The organism is Collinsella aerofaciens (assembly GCF_040920445.1).
In the GTDB taxonomy this organism is placed as follows: Bacteria; Actinomycetota; Coriobacteriia; order Coriobacteriales; family Coriobacteriaceae; genus Collinsella; species Collinsella aerofaciens_BH.
In genome coordinates this window covers 1-23,323 of record NZ_JBCOTQ010000006.1, presented here as the reverse complement: position 1 = coordinate 23,323, position 23,323 = coordinate 1, and the positions used below count along the sequence as shown (strand labels likewise).

Annotated in this window: 17 protein-coding genes and 2 tRNA genes; 15 read left to right on the top strand and 4 right to left on the bottom strand. The window is 59.0% G+C overall.

Translation table 11 applies throughout. From position 1 onward, the window contains the following. Positions 1-230: 230 nt before the first annotated feature. The 3 genes from typA to AB5405_RS01600 all read left to right on the top strand — a co-directional run bounded on the left by typA (position 231) and on the right by AB5405_RS01600 (position 7,846). Complete coding sequence (gene typA, locus AB5405_RS01610; protein WP_368137366.1) at positions 231-2,069, top strand: translational GTPase TypA; 1,839 nt, start codon at positions 231-233, stop codon at positions 2,067-2,069. 424 nt (positions 2,070-2,493) lie between these two features. Beyond that, the gene (locus AB5405_RS01605; RefSeq protein ID WP_368137365.1) at positions 2,494-6,201 is read left to right on the top strand and encodes a Spy0128 family protein; all 3,708 of its coding nucleotides are present in this window, start codon (positions 2,494-2,496) and stop codon (positions 6,199-6,201) included. Beyond that, positions 6,194-7,846 carry a SpaA isopeptide-forming pilin-related protein gene (locus AB5405_RS01600; RefSeq protein ID WP_368137364.1) on the top strand — a complete coding sequence of 551 codons (1,653 nt, stop codon included), beginning with the start codon at positions 6,194-6,196 and terminating at the stop codon, positions 7,844-7,846. The genes AB5405_RS01605 and AB5405_RS01600 overlap by 8 nt, the downstream gene beginning before the upstream one ends. 191 nt (positions 7,847-8,037) lie before the next feature. On the opposite strand, the gene AB5405_RS01595 is transcribed toward AB5405_RS01600, so the two are convergent. The 4 genes from AB5405_RS01595 to AB5405_RS01580 all read right to left on the bottom strand — a co-directional run bounded on the left by AB5405_RS01595 (position 8,038) and on the right by AB5405_RS01580 (position 10,578). Further along, positions 8,038-9,183: a DUF8173 domain-containing protein gene (locus AB5405_RS01595; protein ID WP_342996779.1), complete on the bottom strand. Its 1,146-nt coding sequence runs from the start codon at positions 9,181-9,183 to the stop codon at positions 8,038-8,040. A gap of 106 nt (positions 9,184-9,289) precedes the next feature. Next, the gene (locus AB5405_RS01590) at positions 9,290-9,979 is read right to left on the bottom strand and encodes a trimeric intracellular cation channel family protein (protein ID WP_229065363.1); all 690 of its coding nucleotides are present in this window, start codon (positions 9,977-9,979) and stop codon (positions 9,290-9,292) included. A gap of 369 nt (positions 9,980-10,348) precedes the next feature. Beyond that, positions 10,349-10,439 (bottom strand) — tRNA-Ser (locus AB5405_RS01585). Between the two features lie 48 nt (positions 10,440-10,487). Further along, a tRNA-Ser gene (locus AB5405_RS01580) sits at positions 10,488-10,578 on the bottom strand. Between the two features lie 504 nt (positions 10,579-11,082). On the opposite strand from AB5405_RS01580, the gene rpsF reads away from it, so the two are divergent. The 12 genes from rpsF to AB5405_RS01520 form a co-directional block, all read left to right on the top strand. Next, entirely contained in the window at positions 11,083-11,376 is a 294-nt protein-coding gene (gene rpsF / locus AB5405_RS01575; protein ID WP_006235831.1) for a 30S ribosomal protein S6, read from the top strand. A 48-nt stretch (positions 11,377-11,424) separates the two neighbouring features. Next, positions 11,425-11,871, top strand: a complete 447-nt coding sequence (locus AB5405_RS01570) for a single-stranded DNA-binding protein (RefSeq protein WP_368137362.1) — start codon at positions 11,425-11,427, stop codon at positions 11,869-11,871. A gap of 72 nt (positions 11,872-11,943) precedes the next feature. Continuing rightward, on the top strand, positions 11,944-12,210 hold the full coding sequence (gene rpsR / locus AB5405_RS01565) for a 30S ribosomal protein S18 (protein ID WP_006235829.1): 267 nt from the start codon (positions 11,944-11,946) through the stop codon (positions 12,208-12,210). Between the two features lie 15 nt (positions 12,211-12,225). Continuing rightward, on the top strand, positions 12,226-12,765 hold the full coding sequence (gene rplI / locus AB5405_RS01560) for a 50S ribosomal protein L9 (protein ID WP_022094073.1): 540 nt from the start codon (positions 12,226-12,228) through the stop codon (positions 12,763-12,765). A 218-nt stretch (positions 12,766-12,983) separates the two neighbouring features. Next, the gene (dnaB, locus tag AB5405_RS01555) at positions 12,984-14,381 is read left to right on the top strand and encodes a replicative DNA helicase (RefSeq protein WP_006235827.1); all 1,398 of its coding nucleotides are present in this window, start codon (positions 12,984-12,986) and stop codon (positions 14,379-14,381) included. 93 nt (positions 14,382-14,474) lie between these two features. Continuing rightward, positions 14,475-15,761: an adenylosuccinate synthase gene (locus AB5405_RS01550; protein ID WP_195920139.1), complete on the top strand. Its 1,287-nt coding sequence runs from the start codon at positions 14,475-14,477 to the stop codon at positions 15,759-15,761. Between the two features lie 118 nt (positions 15,762-15,879). Next, positions 15,880-17,184 carry a phosphoribosylamine--glycine ligase gene (purD, locus tag AB5405_RS01545; protein ID WP_368137361.1) on the top strand — a complete coding sequence of 435 codons (1,305 nt, stop codon included), beginning with the start codon at positions 15,880-15,882 and terminating at the stop codon, positions 17,182-17,184. A gap of 21 nt (positions 17,185-17,205) precedes the next feature. Next, positions 17,206-17,901 carry an NUDIX domain-containing protein gene (locus AB5405_RS01540; protein ID WP_195568396.1) on the top strand — a complete coding sequence of 232 codons (696 nt, stop codon included), beginning with the start codon at positions 17,206-17,208 and terminating at the stop codon, positions 17,899-17,901. 247 nt (positions 17,902-18,148) lie between these two features. Continuing rightward, a complete protein-coding gene (locus AB5405_RS01535; protein WP_368137359.1) occupies positions 18,149-19,921 on the top strand; it encodes an ABC transporter ATP-binding protein in 1,773 nt (590 codons plus the stop codon). Positions 19,922-19,940: 19 nt separating this feature from the next. Next, positions 19,941-20,906, top strand: a complete 966-nt coding sequence (locus tag AB5405_RS01530; RefSeq protein WP_368137358.1) for a hypothetical protein — start codon at positions 19,941-19,943, stop codon at positions 20,904-20,906. A gap of 206 nt (positions 20,907-21,112) precedes the next feature. Continuing rightward, a complete protein-coding gene (gene carA, locus AB5405_RS01525) occupies positions 21,113-22,552 on the top strand; it encodes a glutamine-hydrolyzing carbamoyl-phosphate synthase small subunit (RefSeq protein ID WP_368137357.1) in 1,440 nt (479 codons plus the stop codon). 1 nt (position 22,553) lies between these two features. Further along, on the top strand, positions 22,554-23,323 hold a 770-nt coding region (locus AB5405_RS01520; protein WP_497463234.1), incomplete at its 3' end, for a carbamoyl phosphate synthase preATP-grasp domain-containing protein.

The window sequence follows — 23,323 nt, the reverse complement described above, 5'->3', positions numbered from 1 at the left end:
CTACGCTCGAGAGCGGTTTTTCGGCATATGTGCTGTATGAGGGCATGGGCGCCGGCGATGGTTTTATGTGGAGCGACCCTGAACCTGCAGGTGAGGAAACCCCTCTCATCTAAAATCGCTAAAATAAACGAGTTTTCGGTAAAAGGCTCAATATTCCCGCTGAGCGTTGTATCGCTGGGCGGGCCGCATACGCGTGCCGGTTGTATATAGATAGAAGATAGGGGAACTACATGCGCGTAGACAATCTGAGGAACATCGCCATCATCGCTCACGTCGACCACGGCAAGACGACGATGGTCGACAAGCTCCTGCGTGCCACGGACGCCTTCCGTGCCAACCAGCAGGTCGAGGACCGCGTCCTGGATTCCAACGACCAGGAGCGCGAGCGCGGCATTACGATTCTCGCCAAGAACATCTCTATCGAGTACAAGGACGTCAAGATCAACGTCATCGACACCCCGGGCCACGCCGACTTCGGCGGCGAGGTCGAGCGCGTGCTGCGTATGGCCGACGGCGCCCTGCTGCTGGTCGACGCTTTTGAAGGCCCCATGCCCCAGACCCGCTTCGTACTGCGTCACGCTATCGACACCGGCCTTAAGATTATGATCGTCATCAACAAGATCGACCGTCCGGGCGCTAACCCTGAGAAGGCCTACAACGACTGCCTCGACCTTATGGCCGACCTGGGCGCCACCGACGACCAGCTTGAGTTCGCCATGGAGCACGTGGTCTACGCCAGCGCCATGAACGGCTTTGCCCGTCTTGACCCCAACGACGGCAACATGGACATGTATCCACTGCTCGATATGATCATCGACGACATGCCCGCGCCCGAGGTTGACGAGAACTCCCCGCTGGCCATGCAGTGCGTGACCATCGACCACTCCAACTTCGTTGGTCGTATCGGCATCGGCCGCGTGTACTCCGGCACCATCCACCAGGGCGACCAGATCCTGGTTGTCAAGAACGACGGCTCCAGCGCCACCGCTACCGTCAAGCAGCTCTTTACCTTCGACTACCTGGGCCGCACCGAGTGCCAGGAAGTCGGCGCCGGCGACATCGCCGCTGTCGTGGGCATCGACCGCACCGATATCGGCGATGTCTACACCGATCCCGAGAACCCCGTCGAGCTCGAGCCCATCGAGATCGACCCGCCGACCCTGTCCATCGTCTTCGAGGCTTCGACCTCCCCGCTCGTCGGCCGCGACGGCGACATCGTGGGCGCCCGTCAGCTCAAGGAGCGACTGTTCAACGAGGCCGAGAACAACGTGACCATGAAGATCGAGGAGCTCGAGGACAAGAGCGGCGTCGAGGTCTCGGGCCGCGGCATCCTGCACCTGTCCGTCCTGATGGAGTCCATGCGCCGCGAGGGCTTTGAGTTCCAGGTCGGCCGTCCCCGCGTTCTGTTTAAGAAGGACGAGAACGGCAACAAGATGGAGCCTGTCGAGCAGGCCGTCGTCGAGTGCCCGGACGAGTACTCGGGCAAGGTTGTTGAGGTCTTCGGTACCTCCGGCGGCATCATGACGAGCATGGATACCTCGGGCATCGTGACGCACCTCGAGTTTAAGATCCCGACCCGCGGCATCATGGGTCTTAAGAATCGCATCATGAACGTCACCCACGGCGAGGGCGTGTTCTACCACACCTTCCTGGAGTATGGTCCTTACGCCGGCGAGATCGGTAACCGTCAGAACGGCGCCATGATCTCCATGACCACCGAGAAGGCCGTTGCCTACGCTCTGGGTACGTTGCAGGAGCGCGGCCAGCTGTTTGTTGAGCCGGGCACCGAGTGCTACGAGGGCATGATCGTGGGCGAGCGCAGCAAGGCCGGCGACATGGTCGTCAACATCGCCCGTACCAAGAACCTGGGCAACCAGCGTTCCTCGACCTCCGATATCTCCGTGCAGTTGGTGCCGCCTCGCACCTTCTCGCTGGAGGAGGCGCTGGAGTACATCGCCGACGACGAGCTGGTGGAGATCACTCCCAAGAACATCCGCCTGCGCAAGCGTCTGCTCAACGCTACCGACCGCAAGAAGGCTGCCGTCCGCGCCGGCCAGGTCAACAAATAAGCGCTGGGGCTTATAACGTCTAACGAGAAAGGGCGTCGACCGCAATGGTCGGCGCCCTTTTTGGTGCAAGGGGGACGGGTTAGTTTGCACCACGGCGAGGGCGACTATCCCTCCGAGCGCCTTTCGGGTCAAAGTTAAGTTGTTTAAACATATACATAATTCCACGGAATATAACCGCTTTAATGTAAAACGTTAACAGGTAAATACCAACTGGTATTAAATTAAAAGACCTCTTGACCTGCGGTTTACATGATTGGTATCTATATTATATTTTATGCATTGTGGCATAGACGAACCGTCTTAGAAGGTGCTCCCCAATGGGTTCTCGCAATGCGCTAGGTAGGTTCTCGTAGATGTTGGGGTTTGTGTTCGATCCGACGATTCGCCGTATTCCACACTGTGTTGTAGGAATTAGGGGACAACTATGAACGCACACCGTTCGCGGTCGCTGGGTATGGCGGCCCTGATCTTCATTTTGATTAGCCTTACCGCCGCAGTTTTTCACGGCGCAGCCCCCGTGCGCGCCGAGGATGCGACGACGCCTGCGCCGATTGTGATCAACGGCGATACGGCGGACGTTACGGTTGGGCTTTTTACCGATGAGGGTCGTACAAAGCCCTTGGATGGTAATGCCGTGCTTTCGACCGACACACTCTACGGCTCGTTTAATGCGAAGTTCGAGCCAAATCATGGCCCGAGTGCGGAGCGAAACGTTGCGGAGTACTCTCTCCCGGACAGCATTAAAGCATTTGACAATACCGGTGGCCGCCTTATGGATGATTCCGATCAAGAGGCCGGTAGCTGGAGATGTGAAAACAATAAGCTGATTTTTACTTTTAAAGAGTCATGGATTAAGACACATCCATCCGACGTTCGTGTTGGTGCTGTTTTTTCATTCAAGCTGGCAAATGAGCACGTTGGCTCCGGCGATACAACGAGAGTCGAATTTCCCGGAACTGCCGGAATTGACGTAGTGACTAAAGACGGCGATGTGACGGGGGCGAAAACGGGACAGTTCTCTCAATCCGGCGGCGAGGGAAAGGTGACTTGGACTCTCAAACTCGAGGTTGAGTCCTATGCTCACAACGTCCAGCTTACGGATGTGCTGGGCAGTAATTTTTCGTTTGTGGCTGGGTCGTTTAAGCTGAATGATAATGCGCTTAATCCCCAGCCGAGCATTAATGAGCAAACCGCGATTCTGAATTTAGGGAACTTGTCCAAGGGGACCCATACGATTACCTATGATTCGGTGATGAACAAGAACGTCCCCGCGGACAACTATGTTTGGATTAATGAGCTCCCCGGTTCAAAAAATAATGCCACTTGGACATGGGGCCAAAACAAAGAGAAGTTTAAGAGCTGTGAAGGCTTAGCAAATAAGTTCCGCTATGACATGATCAAGAAGGATAGTGGCGAAGGAGCGCCGTCCGATATCAAATGGACCGTTACGCTCAACAACGGTGATATCAAGGTCGACATGAGTGGCTATACATTCACCGATACGTTAGATAACAACCAGACCTATACGGGTGAATACGTTGTTTATAAGGGGCTTCGCGGGGAGGATAGGCTTGCCGAAGGCAAGCTCGATAGCTCCACTGGCAAGACGTTTAGCTATGAGTTCCCAAACCTACCTGACGCGGATAAGTACCAGCCCTATCGCATTGTTTATCACACCCAAATGAAAGATCAAGGCTCGTATGAGCCGGTCGAAAATACGGCGAAGATCGAGCATGAGGGGACGACTTTGCCGTCGGGAACGAGCACGGCAACATTTAGGCGCGGAATCGTTGAGCAGCTGATTACCAAGGAACTGATATCGCATGACGAGAATGGTCACGCTACCTGGACCACTCACGTAAAGATCCCTGAGACGGTCGATGTGTCTCAAGTTAAGATCCTGGACACGTTCAAAAGTACGTATCTACAGCACCTTAAAGTCGAATCGCTGGCCGTTCAAATCGGTGGTAAAACGCTCACCGAGGGGACCAGTACGAGTGGAGATTATTATTTCTACACTCGTGATGAGGTAACGAAAGGCAACAAGATTAACTTTAATATCCAGTTGCGTGCCACCGAGACGGTAATGAGAGAGCTCAGGGCCAACGGATACCAGATTAATGTTGTGTACACGACTGTGACTGATAACCTTGACGGACAGTACTGGAATCTGGCGGCCGTGCAGTTTCCATTTGCTGGAAAGGACTTCAAGCAGTACTCGTCAGAGCCGTATTACATCGTCAATAACTCTGAGACCCCTGACGTTGACAAATTATCGGATGGATATACGTGGGATGGTAACTTTGACTGGTCGAAGGCCGAGCCCGGCTCAACTGAAAAGGGGGCTTGGATTGCGACGTGGACAGTCTATGCCAACCGCTACAAAACTCCTGCTAATGAATTCTATGGTGCTGGAAAGCTTGGCGGTCAGCCCATAACGATTAAGGATACCTTGCCGGCGGACGGAACCATGAGTTTTGTTCCCGGATCGGCCACATATACGCTTTATGCGAATCCCTATAACGAGCGTAAAGAAGCCGAGCGTGAGGTGGCAACGAATCTGGATGTTGAAGGGAGCGTTTCGGGTAATGAAGTTACTTTCTCCATCCCCACGACGGCACTCGGTGAATATGCCGGCTATGTCAAGCTTACGTTTAAAACGGCAATAAAGCGCAGAGCGCTCAACATTTCCACGAACTCGGCCACGCTCAAAAACTCGGCTAGTGGCGAGTCGGGTGATAAAGAGTTCAAAACCGGTATCTCCGGTAGCAGCACCGTCACCATTGAGAACAACGTGCTACAAAAGACCGGAGATCAGGTCGCTGGCAGCAACCGTATCAAATACACCATCTTGGTTAACGAATCGGCAGTTAACCTTAAGAGCGACAGCGACTTCCTTGAGCTTGTCGATGTTATGGATGCCAAGTGCACGCTGGTGACGGATTCGGTCAATGTGTCCCAATACGATGGAACAGGCTGGAAGTTGCTTGGCTCTGACAAATGCCCCGTTTCCGCTAGGACCATTGAAGATGAAAACGGCGCGGCGTGTACAAAGATGACGCTCCGCGTTCCCGATGAGGAATATCTCAAAGTTGAGTATGAGGTCATTCCTGCGGGTAACGAAGGGGAAACGGTTTCTCTGAGCAACAAAGCGTCGCTTACGGGTGTCTACGACGGTGATAAGGTCCATTCAAAAGACTGGGTTATTCAAAAAGTGTCCGGTTCGGCTGGTGGTAGCGGTTACGGCGTAACGATTACCAAGGTCGACGAGAGCGATATCACAAAAAAGCTGCCCTTTGCTGAGTTCACGCTCTGCGAGGTTGATATGGACAAGGCATTAAAGTTCGGCCTCGATTCTGCGAAAACGCCGATTCGGAGTGCTGAAACAGACGAAAAGGGCACGGTAAGGTTCGGCACTGCTACGCAAAAGATGGAAGCCTACAAGTTGTATTGCCTTGAGGAGACCAAGGCACCGAGCGGATACAACGTTATCTCTAAACCGGTGTGGATTCTGCTCAAAGGCAACAATGAGGACGACTATCAGAAGGCCCTTACTAAGGCAGAAGAGCTGAGAGCAAAGGGCGTCGACATTGACACCCCAACGGTGAGCACCGACATCACGGTCTGTGATGCGCCCTATAGCGGTCAAGCTACAATTTCTGCCGCCAAGATGCTTGAAGGCTCGACCTTGCAAGAAGGCCAGTTCGGGTTTGTACTCAAGGATAAGAACACCGGTAAGGTTCTCCAGACCACCAAGAACGGTGCAGATGGTGATATTAACTTTGTCTTGGATTACACCAAGATGGGGATCTATGAGTACACCATCTCCGAGGTCATTCCCGAGGGCGCCGAGAACAATGTCAAGGACCACATCGCCTACGATACAGCCGTGCACGAGGTCACAGTTACGGTGACCGATGGCGTGGGGAAGCTCGATACCACTGTTACCTACGACAATGGCTCCTCAGTCTCGCCGCCTTTTATCAACAGGTACTCGACCACGCTTCCCGAGGCGGGCGGGGCTGGTTTGACTATGACGTATCTGGCAGGCGCTTCTCTGCTGTGCTTTGCTGCGACATGGATGCATGCTCGCCGCCACCGTGATCTTGACCGAGGTGGTCACAATGAGTAAGCCGCTCCGTCACGTGTTGGCCGTTGTGGTGATGGCCATAGTTGCCGTCTTCTCTTTCGCGATTACCACTGGGGCGGCCTGCGCCGCCGACACCGGAGCCATTACGGTGGATGGTACAGCTGCGACGCGGTATGACGCGTATCAGCTCTTTTCGGCGACCGTTATTGACGACGCCGATGTCGACCAAAAGGTCGCAACTGACATAACGTGGGCAAATGATGCCGTTCGCCAAGCTGTTCTCCCCGTGTTTCATGATGCAGGGTTTGATGGCTCGACATCGGCGGCGCAAGCGGCAGCCGAATGGATGAATGCCGACGGACACATGACGACCGCGCTGACGGCAAAGCTTGCTCGCGCAATTGTCGAAGCAGGCGCCGCCTCCGTGGTCCTTGACGCGGGCATGTCGGCCGAGCTGCCCTGCGGCTACTGGCTCATCGTCGCCGACGACGACGCCATCGCTCAGGGCGAGGTCGGCACCGCGCCGATCATGGCCCTGGTGGGCGGCGGCGCCGTCACCGTCAAGCCCAAGGCCGCGACCCCCAAGGTCGCCAAGCATGTGCTGGAGGACGGCGCCGCCGCCTGGCAGAAGGCCGCCGACGCCACGGTCGCCGACGACCTGTACTGGCGCCTCTCGGCCACGGTTCCGGCAGGGCTAACGGCCTACGACACCTATACGGTGCGGTTCGTCGACACCATGAGCGCGGGGCTCGACCCCTCCAAGGTCGCCGCGAGCATGCGCGTGTACGTGGCGGCGGGCGCGGACGGCGGCTTCGACGCGGTCCAGACCGACAAGGACGGCCGCGTCGGCACCGAGCCCGCGAAGGGCTGGACCGACATCACGGCCCAGTGCGCCACCAAGGTGGCGGTCGACGGTAAGACCTTCACCGTGCGCACCGGCGACCTCATCGCCGCGCTCGGCGGGGTCGACGCCTTCACCGCGGGCGCCCGCGTGGTTGCTGTCTACGATGCGCCGTTGGGGGCCAGCTGCAATAGGGGCGCTACCAAGGGCAACCCCAACGAGGTCTGCCTGCGCTACCCGCGCTCTCCTCTCGCCGACCAGTCCGGCGACGCCGGCTTCACCCGCACGCCGAGCGATGACGCGTGCGCCTACACCTGGGGACTCAGTCTGATCAAGCGCTCAAGCTCGGACGATAAACCGCTCGCGGGCGCCAAGCTGCGCATCATCGATGACCGCGGGCGCATCCTAACGACCGACGGCTCGTGGTCGACGGATGCCGCCGCGTGCGTCACCACGGGCGCGGACGGCCATGTGGAATTGAGCGGTGTGGACGCGGGTGTCTACACCGTCGAAGAGGTCGCGGCTCCCAAGGGATACACCGCCTTTGAGGGCAAGCGAACGGTAACGGTTACGTCCGAGGGATTGGACGTTAAACAGGTTGCAGCCGCGAAGCCCAAGGTGACCGTGTCGGCCGAAAGCCCTCTGCGGGTTGATACCGCTGATGCCGGGACGGGTTCGATTGAACTGTCGGTGCTCAACACTCCAAGCAAAGAAGCAAGTCGAGGCTTTATGCCCTCGATGGGAGATAGAACGTTGGTGCTGGTGGCGGCTTTGGCTGCCATCGGAGTGGCGGCTATTGTTGTCGCGCTCGTCATCAAGCGGGGAGGCGGTCGTCGTGAAAAATAATTGCCCCCCTGCTTAATGGCGTGCTGCCTCCGTAGCGAGTGACGCACAGGCCTACCGACCTGATGATCATTGGTTTTGAAAAAGTTACTAGAGAACCCTCCAAGAAAAGCGGGGCACCCGGTCGACATGACCGAGTGCCCCGCTTCGTTTGTTGGTGCAAAGTAACCTGGCACCTTTGTGGTGGTTGGCGGCTAAGCGGTGGGGAGTCCTGGCATGTTAGCCGGCTGCTGCGGCTTGAGGTGGGCGTTGCGCCAGATGATCTGGATAACGTAGCCGAGCATAAAGACAAAGGCTACGCCGCTGATGAAGTCACCTACGAGGGGAAGCCCCGTGAGGGCGCCTGCGATTACGCCGCCCACGGCTGCCATGGCGTAGCGGTTTTGGTTGTGTCCGACCATGCGGGAGATCGCGCACCCCGCAAAGGCACTCGACACCAACGCGATGCCGATAACGCCGCACAAGAGGGCTCCGGCAAGCGACAGACCAGCGATAGAGATAATTAGCAGTAGGACGGCGGGGACGATAGCAATCGTGCCCAGAAGACCGCTCACCCACAGGGGTATGGGGCGCTGGTGGAGCATGCCGGCGGCGCTGGCGGTCGCGCGCGGAAAGACGAGCTCGAGCAGCAGAGCGACAAAGCAGGTCGAGAGTGCCGCGGCGACGATACCGCCGATGACATCGTTAACGGTGGAAGTATCCTCGTTCTCGGTGCGGTCGATCTTGAGCGCGCCTACCTCGGCTCCTGCGGCACGCTCGGGGTCCTCGGAGACGTGCGCGTTCACGGTGCCGGTGATGTGGGCGTTCTTGCCCAGGATGAGCTTGTCGGCCCAAACCTCGACATCGCCCTCGACGGTGCCATCGATGGTCACCGTGTCGCCCGCAAGCGCTGCCGACTTGGTAGAGCCGCGCAGGGCAACCGTCTCGCCTATCGCGTAAAAACAGTTGGCGGTGCTGTCGGAATTGAGCACAACGTGCTGACCGACGACCGTGACGCTGCCATCAACCGTGGTCTTGGCGATATCGATAGTGCGTGCCGCCAAGCGGACGGCGCCGCCCACCGTGCAGTCGCGGATGGAGAGGCTCTCGCCTGCTGCAATTATGTCGCGGCCGATGGACGCATCGTCCAAGTTGAGGGCCTGACCTGCCCAGTACAGGTCACCTTCGACGCCGGACGAATTGGCGTCATTGTCGGTCGCAAGTACGTTGCCTGCGGTGTCCGTGCCGGCGAACGACGCCGTGGGAAGCGCGGTGACCGCTAGAGCGATGAGCGCGAATAAGATCGTGATGCGGCCCCACGCTTTACGGCGCTGGGTCGACGGGAATTGATTACAGGGCATAGTGAATCCTTCGTCAGATGCTCGACATGCACCTAACAGGGTACCCAACGCGTGGGCGCTCTAAAAGAACCTCTCGGTTGCATTTCGAAGGATGAGCCCGCGCCACCTACTTTTTGCGGTGCAAAAAGCGTGCGATGTCATCCTCGGTGGGGCTTTTGATATCAAAGCGCAGCGACAGCCAGCGTAGTCCCATGGTCACCACGACGCAAACGACCAGTGCGACGACATTGCTGACCAAGCCGCTCATGACAAGGCAAACATAGCTTGCCGATCCGGCGATGGCCGCGATGGCATAGAAGTTGGTGCGTTGGAAGATACCCGGCACCACACCCATAAAACCATCTCGCAGCATGCCGCCGCCCACCGCGGTAAAAAAGCCCATCATGATGCACACCGCCGGCGCAAAGCCGTAGACCAGCGCCTTGTCTGCGCCGGTTGCCGCATAAATACCCACCGAGATGATATCGAGCAGGGGAATGAGCTTTTCGGGCTTGTCGACGATTGCCGGGAAGATGTAGATGATGGCCGCGGTGGCGATGGAGAGCGGGAGCGCCATCGGTTGGTTGAGGATGTAGACGTTGCCCACCTGCAGCGTCATATCGCGCAAAAGACCGCCGCCCAGTCCACAGACCACGGCGAGCGCGACGGCGCCCACCAGGTCGAGTTTGTGCTCGCGTGCGACCAACACGCCCGAGATCGATGCCGCGACGACGGCGAACATCTCGAGCCAAAACGGGATGGCAACCATGGCATCCGAGGCGTGTGCGGTAACGATCATAGCGGCGGCAACGGGCAAGATGGGGTCCTTTGAGTTACGGGTTTAGACAATGCCCGTACATAGTACATGTTCGGCGCCGATTGCGACCCTATTGCTCGGCAAACGGTCGGGACTGGGTACGGTCATAGGTTCCATGTTTGGGGATCCGGGTTGATGCTGAACGCGATGGGGGCGTGGTCGAATAGGAGGGATGTCCAAATTTTGAGCTCCGCTCAAAATTTATCCGGTCGGCTTGCGCCGACCGCGCTGCGCTAAAAACGCGCCACGGGCGCGTTTTCTTTACGCTCCGGGCCCTGGCGGGTTCGAATCCCTCCTCCTCCGCCGTGTTTGCTTGTTGGGGACTCAAAACAAAAAAGCTCCCATTCTCGGGAGCTTTCTCAACCAAAATGGCGGAGGAGGAGGGATTCGAACCCTCGTGACCTTATACAGGCCAAACGGTTTTCGAGACCGCCGCATTCAACCACTCTGCCACCCCTCCGCGTGGGGTAAAAACAAAGCAGGCTCGAAGGCCTGCTTTGGAATTAACTGGCGGAGAGTCAGGGATTTGAACCCTGGAGACGCTTTTGACGCCTACACGATTTCCAATCGTGCTCCTTCGGCCACTCGGACAACTCTCCGTTAAATGCGAAAGTCAGTATACACGAGGAATCGCAAAGTGCAAACAGAAAAGTTGGCATTTTTTAAAACACTTGGCCGCGTTTGGCGTTGCAGCGGGGTTTGAGATGCCAAAAAACGGCTTCCGACCAGCGTAGTTGATCAACTCAATTGTTCAAAAGGGGTATTTATAAGCGATTTGGCAATGAATTTAAAAATCTTTGGGTGGTGCTGTGGGCCACTGGTATGCATTTTGTGACCACAACCATGCGCCCGTTGACCTGCGACTTGGCTCAGCTTGTCCTCACGGCACCGTATCTTGTCCACAGATCCGTCAAGCTTTTGGTCAGCATTTGGTTGGAATGCGCATGAAACGTCGTGCGAGTATGGGCATATGTGGAGGTCATGAGGTTGTAGCTGCATATTCTTGCAGCCTAGGAGGTTGAAAGATATTATTACCAAGTCTTTTCCTGCTTCAGGCGCACCTTCACGACCTGAAGCCACATTTGCCCAGAGGAGGTGACAATATGAAGGCTTATGAACTGCTGTTCTTTGTTGACCCGTCGCTCGACCCCGAGACTCGTCTCGCTGTTATGAAGCGTATCGATACCACGATCGCTGAGGGCGCTGGCAAGGTCGACTCCGTTGACGAGTGGGGCAAGCGCAAGCTCGCCTACGAGATCAACGACCTCACCGATGGTGACTACACCCTCATCAACTTCCACGCAGATCCTACCCAGATCGCCGAGCTTGATCGCGTCCTGCGCATCACCGACGCTGTGGTCCGCCACATGATCGTCCGTCGCGACGACCAGGAGTAAGACTGTCGTTTTGGACTGGGCTTGTGCCCCAAGAGGAAGTAGTGAGTTATGAGCATCAATCGAGTGAACATCACCGGTAACCTCACCCGCGATCCCGAGCTGCGAGCCACCGCCGGCGGAACCCAGGTTCTGTCCTTTGGCGTCGCCGTGAACGATCGTCGCCGCAACGCGCAGACTGGCGAGTGGGAGGACTATCCCAACTTTGTCGACTGCACCATGTTCGGCACCCGCGCCGAGGCCGTGAGCCGTTTCCTGGCAAAGGGAAACAAGGTCGCGATCGAGGGCAAGCTGCGCTACAGCTCTTGGGAGCGCGACGGCCAGCGCCGGAGCAAGCTTGAGGTCATCGTCGATGAGATCGAGTTTATGAGCTCCCGTGGTGGCCAGGGTGGCTACGATCAGGGCGGTTACGCCCCCGCAGCGCCCGCAGCACGTCCTGCCGCACCGGTGGCCACGCCGCCTGCGGTCGACGTCTACGATGAGGACATCCCGTTCTAAGGGTTGTTCACCTATTTTTGAGTGAGAGGCGGCTTCGGTTCGCCGAAGTTGCCAAATGAAAGGTATTTTGACATGGCTAATGATTTTTCTGCACGTCAGCCGCGTCGTAAGTACTGCCAGTTCTGCAAGGAGAACACTGAGTTCATCGACTATAAGGACACTCAGCTTCTCCGTAAGTACATGACCGACCGTGGCAAGATCAAGCCCCGTCGCGTCACTGGCGCTTGCACGCAGCATCAGCATGACATCGCCAACGCCATCAAGCGCGCCCGCGAGATGGCTCTCCTGCCGTACACCGTCCCCGTGGTTTCCTCTCGTGGCAACCGCGACCGCGGCTAAGAAGGGAGTCGCATCATGAAGGTTATTCTTCTCGATGAGATCAAGGGCAAGGGCGGCGAGGGTGACGTCGTAGAGGTCGCTCAGGGTTACGCTGAGAACTTCCTGTTCCCCAAGAAGCTCGCTGTTGCCGCCACCAAGGGCAACCTCAAGCAGCTTGACGAGCGTCGCAACAACATCGCCAAGCGCGAGGCCGTCCGTCTGGCTACCGCCAACGAGACCAAGGCTGCCTTCGAGGGCAAGACGGTCACCGTTGACGTCAAGGTCGGCGACGAGGGCATCCTCTTTGGCTCCGTTACCGCCGCTATGATCGCTGACGCCATCAAGGCTCAGCTCGGTATGGACATCGACCGCAAGCGCGTCGAGCTCGGTAAGCCCATCAAGGTTGCCGGTGCCCACACCGTTGCCATCTCGCTGTACCGCGAGATCAAGGCCGAGGTTGTCGTTCTCGTCGGCGTTACCGCCGAGGAGCTCGCTGCCGAGGCTGAGGTCGAGGAGGCCGCTGAGGTCGCCGAGGCCGAGACCGCCGAGGTCGAGACTGAGGCTGCTGCCGAGTAGCATTTGCTGCAACGCAACAATCTTGTTCTAAGAAGGGCGCTCTGGGAAACCAGGGCGCCCTTTTGTTTTTTGCGCTGAGTGAGTGTCATAGTGAACGTCGCGTCGAAGTCCTGTGTACAGGACCGTTCATCCGTTTGGTTCGGTGATGATTGGCCGCGTGCGGCGCGTTTTGGGACCGTGGCTGATACTATGGATGCTCGCAAGCGATATGAATGAGGATGCTCATGGCATATGACGATAGGGAGACCGGGCTGACGGTTGAGGACCGCGGCTCAAAGTTGGGTCTTCCCCAAAACCAAGATGCAGAGGCCAATGTACTGGCCGCTATGCTGCTATCGCCCGAGGTGGTCGAAGAGGCCCAGGTCGAGCTGCAGCCCGATGACTTCTACCGGCCCATTCATAAGACCATCTATACCGCGATGGTCGATATGTACAACAGCCGCATTCCCATCGACTCCATCTCGCTGATCGATTACCTGCGAAGCATCAACAAGCTCGATGCCGTGGGCGGCGAAGCGTACATTTTGGAGTTGATGGGTCAGACCCTGTCGCTCGTCAACTGGCAGCACCATGCCGCCATCGTTCGCCGCGATTCGATGCTGCGTGAGCTGATCGGCGCCACCAACGAGATCAACGCGCTGGCATATAACGCCCCCACCGACACCAAAGAGGTCGTGGAGCTAGCCGAGAGCAAGCTGCTCAAGGTTACGGCGCGCGAGGTCAAGTCGAGCTACAAGACGCTGACCGAGTTTATGGTCGAGGCCTATAATGAGGCCGAGGAAGTGTGCCAGGCCGGTGGCCAGGCTGCGGGCGTGCCCACGGGCTTCCCGTCGCTCGACCGCATGCTCATGGGCTTCCGCGAGGGTCAGCTCATCATCATCGGCGCCCGTCCTGCTGTAGGTAAGACGTCGTTCGCTCTGAACCTGGCGCTCAACGCTGCCGCTGCTGGTTATACCGTCGGCTTCTTCTCGCTGGAGATGTCGGGTAAGGAAATTGCCCAGCGTCTGATTTGCGCCTATGCCATGATCTCGATCAGTGACTTCCGCATGGGTCGCATTAGCCCCGAGCAGTGGGCCAATATCAACGAGGCCACGCAGACCTTGTCCAAGCTCGATATTCTGATTGACGATACGCCCGGCACCACAGTGACCGAGATTCGCGCCAAGAGCCGCCGCATGCTCCATAACAAGGAGAAGGCAATCATCATCCTGGACTACCTGCAGCTGGTGAGTCCTCCGCCGGGACGCCGCTCCGAGAGCCGTACCGTCGAGGTTTCGGAGATGTCGCGTGGTCTGAAGATCATGGCCAAGGAGCTCAAGATTCCGCTCATCGCGCTGTCGCAGCTCTCGCGTCAGGTCGAATCCCGTACCGGCAAGCGTCCGCAGCTTTCCGACCTTCGTGAATCGGGCTCTATCGAGCAGGACGCCGATATCGTCATGTTCTTGGACCGCTCCGCCGACGAGGCCGAAGCCTCGCGCGACGATCGACCCGACGAGGGCGTTACGCGTATCGTCGTGGCCAAGAACCGTTCGGGCCCGATCGGCGACGTCGACCTGATGTTCCTGCCGGCATCCACCAAGTTCTATGAGCTTGATGGGGCACATGCCGAGGAGTAGGACAGGCGCCCGTTGCACGGGTATACTGGGAATGTTTTGTGCTTCTGCGTGCCGGCGTGGCGCGTAGACAGTCCATGAATGTAAGGAGTAAACATGCCGTCAACCGTTTTGGTCGGTGCCCAGTGGGGCGATGAGGGCAAGGGTAAGATTTGCGACCTGGTCGCCGGCGACTTCGATGCCGTCGTGCGCTACTCGGGCGGCAACAACGCCGGTCACACCATCGTCGTCAACGGCAAGAAGTACGGCCTGCACCAGGTGCCCTCCGGCATCATGTATTCTGACCACGTGTCGGTGATCGGTAACGGCTGCGTCGTCAACCCCAAGGTTGTCCTTGAGGAGATCGATATGTTCGAGGCCGACGGCATCACCACCAAGAACCTCAAGATTAGCGGCAACGCGCATGTCATCATGCCGTACCACATCGATCTGGATGGCGCCTTTGAGCAGAAGCTCGGCAAGAAGAACATCGGTACCACCAAGCGCGGCATCGGTCCGTGCTATCAGGACAAGATGGCCCGCATCGGCCTGCGCATGCAGGACATGCTGGACGAGGCACTGTTCCGCGACAAGCTGGAGACCGCTCTCGCCCGCGTGAACCCCGAGCTCGAGCTCATCTACAACCTGCCCACCTACACCGTGGACCAGATTTGCGACGAGTACCTGCCGATGGCCGAGCGCCTGCGTCCCTACATCACCGAGACGAGCCTGCTGCTCAACAACATGATCGATGAGGGCAAGGACCTGCTGTTTGAGGGCGCCCAGGCGACGCTACTCGACATCGACCACGGCACCTATCCGTACGTGACGTCTTCCAACTGCACCGCCGGCGGCGCCATCACCGGCTCCGGCGTCGGTATGAAGAACGTCAACCGCGTGCTGGGCGTCATGAAGGCCTATATCACCCGCGTCGGTTCGGGCCCCATGCCCACCGAGCTTTCCTATGAGTCCGAGGCTGGCCACACGCTGACCGAGGAGGGCTATGAGTACGGCGTGACCACTGGTCGCCGTCGTCGTTGCGGCTGGTTTGACGGCCCTATCGCCAACTATGCCTCGCGCGTCAACGGCCTTACCGACATCGCCATGACCAAGCTCGACGTGCTTTCGGCCTTCGACACCATTAAGGTGTGCGTTGCCTATGACGTCGATGGCGAGCGTTACACGAGCGTGCCCGAGCACCAGGTGCGCTTTGAGCATGCCAAGCCCATCTACGAGGAGCTTCCTGGCTGGAAGTGCGATATCACCGGCTGCCGCAGCTTTGAGGAGCTGCCGCAGGAGGCTCAGGACTACGTGGCGTTTATCGAGGATCTGGCACACACCCGCGTGACGTTCATTGGCGTTGGCGCTGGTCGCGAGCAGATTATCAACCGATTCTGGAAGTAATCGGGACTATTTGGTTATTGCGATATACCCCTTTGCAGCCCGGACGGGCGGCCGAGGGGTATATTTGCTTGCAAAGGGCTCGCGCGGAGCGGGCCGTTCATCCATAGAGGAGGCACCCTTGAAGGCGGACACTCAAACCATCGACATCCTGTTGTTGGGCAGCGGCGGCCGTGAGCATGCTTTGGCAGCTAAGCTCGCGGCATCACCGCGCGCCGGCAAGCTCTACATCGCGCCGGGTAACGGCGGCACCGCGAGCTGCGGCGAGAACGTTGTTCTCGACGACTGCGATCCTGCGGCCGTGGCGGCGTTTGCGCAGAGCCACGGATGCGGACTCGTGGTAATTGGCCCCGAGGCTCCGCTCGTGGCGGGCGTGGCCGACGCCGTGCGCGCGGCGGGTATTCCCTGCTTTGGCCCGGGTGCCGAGGGCGCCCAGATGGAGGGCTCCAAGCTGTTCTCCAAGCAGCTCATGGAGCGTGCGGGCATTCCGACGGCAGCCTATGGTTCGTTTACCGACGAGGCTTCGGCTCTCGCCTACGTGCGCGAGCAGGGCGCCCCGCTGGTCGTCAAGGCCGACGGCCTTGCCGCGGGCAAGGGCGTTATCGTGGCGACCGAACTTGAGCAGGCCGAAGAGGCCGTGCGCGAGTGCTTTGGCGGCACCTTTGGCGATGCCGGCAACACCGTGGTTATCGAGGAGATGCTCGTTGGTCCCGAGTGCTCGCTGCTGGCCTTTACCGACGGCAAGACCGTGCGCCCCATGGCCACCTCGCAGGACCACAAGCGCGCGCTCGAGGGCGACAAGGGTCCCAACACCGGCGGCATGGGTGTCTACAGCCCGGTGCCCATCGTGACCGATGAGGAGCACGCCACGATGGTGAAGGTCATGGAGCAGACCATTGCCGAGCTTGCTGCCGAGGGCATCGACTACCGCGGCTGCCTGTATGGCGGCTTTATGCTCACCCCCGCCGGCCCCAAGGTGCTGGAGTTCAACGCCCGCTTTGGTGATCCCGAGACGCAGGTCGTGCTCCCGCGCCTTAAGAACGACCTGGTCGAGGTTATGCTCGCCTGCGCCAACTGCGAGCTTGATCAGATTGAGCTCGATTGGCGTGACGAGTGGGCCGTGGCTGTTGTCCTGACGAGCGCGGGCTACCCCGGCAGCTACGAGAAGGGCAAAGTCATCACCGGCATCGCCGACGCCGAGGCCATGGAGAACGTGACCGTGTACCATGCCGGCACCGCCGTGGTGGACGGCCGGCTCGTGACCAACGGCGGCCGTGTGCTTGCCGTGACCGCGCTGGGCGATACGTTTGAGAACGCCCGCAACCTTGCCTACGAGGCCTGCGAGAAGATTGATTTTGAGGGCAAGACCCTGCGTCACGACATCGGCCTGCGCGCGCTGCGCGGCCGCGACGCCTGGGATGCCTAAAATCCGAGAGGAATGAGACGGATGGACGAGAAGAACGAAGAGCTCGTGGACGCGCAGATCGTCGAAGAGGACAGCCGCGTGTATGGGCACGCCGAGGGCGAGCCTGGTGGCGAGGTCGCTGACGAGCCGGCGCTGGTGCTGGGCGATGACGACCCGCACGATGCCGAGCTGCACGAGAAGATTCTTTCGGAGGAGTGCGCCTGGAAGGGCAAGATCCTCGACGTCCACCGTCTTGAGGTTGAGCTGCCCAACGGTCGCCGCAGCGCCCGCGATATCGTTCGCCATCCGGGTGCGGCGGCTGTTGTGGCACTGACCGAGAGCGGCAAGATCGTACTGGTGCGTCAGTACCGCACCGCCATCGACCGCGTGACGGTCGAGATTCCCGCCGGCAAGCTCGATCCAGGCGAGGACCCGCTCGATTGCGCCAAGCGCGAGCTGCATGAGGAGACGGGCTTTAGGGCTGGTCGCATTCGCTTTTTGACGTCGATTGTCACGTCCTGTGGCTTCTGTGACGAGATCATTCACATCTACCTGGCCACCAAGCTCGAGTTCGATGCACCCAACCCCGATGATGACGAGTTTGTCAACGTGGACCTCGTACCGCTGCACGAGCTGATCGACGCCGTGCTCGACGGCAAGATCGAAGACGCCAAGACCGTCGTGGGCGCCTTGGCCTGCGATAGCATCGCGCACCGCCTTGGGGGCACGGAGCTCTAGGTTACGCGGTTTTACCAAACCGCGTAACGAGTCGACGCTGCAAACGCCCCTAAGCGGCAATCTGCCTTTCAATCGTCGCTCGCGTACCGAAGTACGCGTCGCTCCTCTTTCAAGACACCTTGCTCGCTTAGGGACGTTTTCGCTGACGTTGCTAGAACATCGGCGTTATGTTTGTTGGGACGCTTTGTTTTCAGCCCGACCGGCTCAACCGGATTTATCACGCTATTTATTTCTCTTCGAGGACTGCATGTTTAAGAGGTTTCTTTCGTATTACGAGCCCCAGATGGGGCTTTTTGTTGCTGATACTGTTTGTGCTCTGGTGCTTGCCGCCATTGACCTGGCGTTCCCCATTATCCTGCGCAATTTGACCGGTGGGCTGTTTACTCAGGGTCAGGCTGCCATTATGCAGGCGCTCGGCATGATCGCGGTGGGCTTGGTGCTGATGTATGCCGTCCGCTGCGCTTGCCGCTACTTTGTGAGCTATTGGGGTCACGTGATGGGCGCGCGCATGGAGTCCAAGATGCGCGAGGACCTGTTTGACCAGTATGAGCGCTTTAGCTTTGCGTACTTCGACCGCAACAGCTCGGGTGACATGATGAGCCGCGTGGTCAACGACCTGTTCGATATCTGCGAGGCGGCGCACCACGTGCCCGAGTGGATCATCATCTGCGGCATCGAGATCATCGGCTCGTTTGTGATCCTCTTTACCATCGCCCCGGTGCTGGCACTCGCCATGGCCGTGGTGACGGCAGCGTTTGCGGTCATCATGTTTTGGCAGAACATGCGCATGCGCGAGGTCTTTAGCGACAACCGCAAAAAGATCAGCGGCATCAATGCGCAGCTGCAGGATTCGCTGGCGGGCATGCGCGTGGTCAAGAGCTTTGCCAATGAGGAGACCGAACGCTTCAAGTTCCGCGCCTCAAACAATCGCTATCTTTCGTCCAAGGAGAATATGTATCACGCCATGGGCGTCTATACCGCGACGTATGGCCTGCTCTCGGGTGTGCTCTATGTGATCGTGGTACTGCTGGGCGGCTGGCTGGTCGCCCAGGGACAGCTGCAGGCGGTCGATATGGCGACCTTTGCACTCTATATTTCGCTGTTCTGCACGCCGCTTGAGACGCTCGTCAATTCGGCCGAAACGTATCAGAAGGCTATCGCCGGCTTTAAACGTATGGACGAGGTGCTCTCGACCGCGCCGGATATCCAGGACAAGCCGGGCGCTACGGATCTGCAGGTGACTGCCGGCGCCGTGGAGTATCACGACGTGTGCTTTAACTACGAGGATGTCGAGCTGGGCGAGGGCTATGCCGACGAGCGTCCCGTTATCGACCATATGGACCTGTCCATCAAGCCCGGGCAGACCATCGCTTTGGTTGGCCCTTCGGGCGGCGGCAAGTCCACGACCTGTTCGCTGCTGCCGCGCTTTTATGACGTGGCTACCGGATCCATTAGCATCGACGGTCAGGACGTGCGCGATGTGACGCAGCAGAGCCTGCGCCGCGCCATCGGCCTGGTGCAGCAGGATGTCTATCTATTTGACGGTACGATTGGCGAGAACATCGCCTACGGCAAGCCGGGCGCTACGGCAGAAGAGATCGCCGAGGCCGCCCGTCGCGCCAACATCGATGCCTTTATCGAGTCGCTTCCACAGGGCTATGACACGGTCGTGGGCGAGCGCGGCAGCCGTCTTTCGGGCGGACAGAAGCAGCGCGTTGCCATCGCGCGCGTGTTTCTCAAGAACCCCAAAATCTTGATCTTGGACGAGGCGACGAGTGCTTTGGATAACGAGAGCGAGGAGGCGGTGCAGGAGTCGCTCGAAGAGCTGGCACGCGGCCGTACCACGATCATCATCGCCCACCGTCTCTCGACCATTAAGCATGCCGACGAGATTGCGACTGTTGAGCATGGTCGCGTTGTGGAGCGTGGCACGCACGAGGAGCTTCTCGCCCGTGGCGGCACCTATGCCCGTTACTATCGAATGCAGTTCGAAGGTGCGCGTGCGCACGAGCTCGACTGATTGATATGACAGGAAGTTTATGGCTGACAAGAACCCTTTGACTCCGGAAGAAGTGACGGAGTTATTCTCCGAAATCGATGCATCCGGTGTCTTGGATCCCACGCTTGCTAAAAAGCGAACCGAGCGCATGCGTGAGAAGGAGGCTGCGGCCAAGCGCGGTGACAAAGCGGCGCTAGCGCAGTTGCGCAGCGAAGACCGCGCGAGCCAGGCAAAACATATCGACCCGCTGTCCGAGGACGATCCTTCGGGCTCGCAGGTGAGCCATACCATTACGAAGACCGCGATGGCCGTGGTCATTGGTATTTTGGTGCTGATCGTGGGCATGCAGATTGGCTACGGCGTGATGCGTCGTCTGAACACCGCCAACCTGTCCGAGAGCGTTTCGGTCGATACCGTTTCGACGGCGCTGAAGGGCGGCCTTGAGTGGGGCAACGGCTTTACGCAGTTCCCGCTCGACTTTACCGTCGATGAAGCCGATGAGCGTACGGGCACGGTCGAGGTGACGGTGTTGGACACATCGTCTGCCAACGAGCTCGAGCTGCTGTCCAACGGGCAGATTCAGGCCGCGGCGCTTGCGACCAACGCGCTGCTCAACGATAAGATCGACCGCGTGGTGTATAACGTTCACGCCTATATCGACGAGGATAGCAACATTCAGCACGATTCCTTCTTTGGCATGTTTCCCGCCCATGGCCACCAGAGCGCCATCCTGACGTTCGTGTGGACCAAGAGCTCATCCAACGCCACGAATATCGACTGGAAGATGCGCATCGTGAGTATGGATGACACCATCGCCGAGCGCATTCAGAAGCAGGTGAACTCGGTGTCGTCGTTGATTGAGGACCCGGTGGTGAGCCAGACCAAGATTGACGAGGAAAAGGCCGAACGTGACCTGGAGCATCGTCTGCATGGCCGCGAGATTTTCCGCGGCGGTAAGCCCGACCGAACGCCGTCCGATCTGCTGGAACAGGACAAGAAAAAGTAAGACGCCGTCATCCCGCGTGAGCCACAAGCCCCGCGGGATGATTTTTAATCCCCGTCCCAGAAAAATCATTATGCATAGAAAGTCATAATTATCATTTCGTAAACATTTCGATGAAATTAACGCCATGAGGCATGCTTGCGGTTACAATACCGCGAGGCCTAACTACACACCTTTAAGCCGGTCCTGTGAGACCGGGAAGGAGAATTATGGCGAACAACCATACCGCGGGCGCTGCCGCCCGCACCTTCGCGCCCAGCGAGCTTTGCCAGCGTATGCTGGCCAAAACCAGCAAGGGCACCTGCGGTCCCTGCATCCTGTATCTTGAGGATGGGACCATTTTTTATGGACGTGCATGCGGCGCCGAGGGCACCGCGACCGGCGAAGTCTGCTTCAACACCTCGCTCGAAGGCTACTTTGAGGTCATGACCGACCCGAGCTATGCCGGCCAAATCGTAACCATGACCTATCCGCAGATCGGCAACTACGGTATCGACGAGACCGACGTCCAGTCGGCCTTCCCCGGCGACGCCGTGCGCCCTGCGAGCGCTCCGGCTATGCGCGGCATGATCGTTCGCGACATGTGCACCACGCCTTCTAACTGGCGCTCGGCCGTCAGCGTGCCGGAGTATCTGCGCGCCCACGGCATCGTCGCTATCGAGGGCGTCGACACCCGCGCTCTGGTGCGCCATCTGCGCGACAATGGTTCCAAGATGGGCATTATCTCGACCGAGATCTTCGACGTCGACGAGCTTGCCGAGCGTCTGGCCGCAGCGCCCACGCTGGTAGGCGAGAACCTGGTCAAGACCGTAAGTTGCCCCGTACCTCACGAGTTTGTGGCCGCCGATCTGCCTGCCATGCATGACTTTGCGCTTTCGGCTGCCGCTCCTGCCCGTCACAAAGTGGTCGCATACGACTGCGGTGTGAAGCGCGGCATTCTGGAGGGGCTGGTCCGCGCCGGCTGCGACCTTACCGTCGTGCCGTGGGACACGCCTGCGAGTGAGGTGCTCGACATGAATCCCGACGGCGTCTTTTTGTCCAATGGCCCCGGCGACCCCGACGCCGTGGTGGAGACCTACGAGCAGGTGCAGCAGCTGATCGGCAAGGTGCCGGTCTTTGGTATTTGTCTTGGTCACCAGATGATCAGCCTGGCCTGCGGCGCCCAGATGGAAAAGCTTAAGTTCGGTCACCGCGGTGGCAACCAGCCGGTTATGAACCTGGTAAGCCGCCGTGTGGAGATCACCGCGCAAAACCATGGCTTTGGCCTGCTGTTCCCCAGCTTGGGCAAGCTTGTCTCCGAGCTTTCCGGCGGCGAGACCGAGCATGCGGCCGATGGAGATCTGCGCGTCTGGGTGCGCCGCGGAATCGCGCCGGTCGTGATGAACGAGCGCTTTGGTCGCATTCGCCTGACACATGTGAACCTCAACGACGGCACCGCCGAGGGCATCCAGCTGCTCGACGCACCGTGCTTCTCGGTCCAGTACCACCCCGAGGCCTCGCCTGGCCCCACCGATGCCCACTATCTCTTTACCGCCTTTACGCGACTCATGGACGGCGAGGAGAACTACCTGGACATCGACACCGCGAAGGACCGCCTTGCCGGCTGGAACTTTGCTGAGTCCGAGACCGCTGAGACCGAGGAGAACTAACATGCCGAAACGTACTGACATCAAGCGTATCCTCGTCATTGGTTCGGGCCCCATCGTCATCGGCCAGGCCTGCGAGTTCGACTACTCCGGCGCCCAGGCCTGCAAGGTGCTCAAGGAGGATGGCTTTGAGGTCATCCTGGTCAACTCCAACCCGGCGACCATCATGACCGACCCGGGCTTGGCCGACCGCACCTATGTCGAGCCCATCACCGCCGAGTTTATCGAGCGCGTAATCAAGAAAGAGCACCCGGACGCGCTGCTGCCCACGCTGGGCGGCCAGACCGGTCTGAACGCCGCCGTCGAGCTGGCGAAAGACGGTACGCTCGACAAGTACGGCGTCGAGATGATCGGCTGCGACCTGGCCGCCATCGAGCGCGGCGAGGACCGCAAGCTCTTTAACGAGGCCATGGCCGAGATTGGCCTGGAGGTCGCGCGCTCGGGCTATGCCTACAGCGTGGCCGACGCCGAGGCTATCGCCGAGCGCGTGGGCTATCCCTGCGTACTGCGCCCGAGCTTTACCCTCGGCGGCGCCGGCGGCGGCATCGCTCACACTCACGAGGAGCTCGTCTCCATCGTGAGCCAGGGCCTCGAGCTCTCGCCCGCCCACGAGGTGCTGGTCGAGGAGTCCATCGAGGGCTGGAAAGAGTACGAGATGGAGGTCATGCGTGACCATGCTGGCAACGGCATCATTGTGTGCTCCATCGAGAATCTCGACCCCATGGGCGTGCATACCGGCGACTCCATCACCGTGGCGCCGGCGCAGACGCTCTC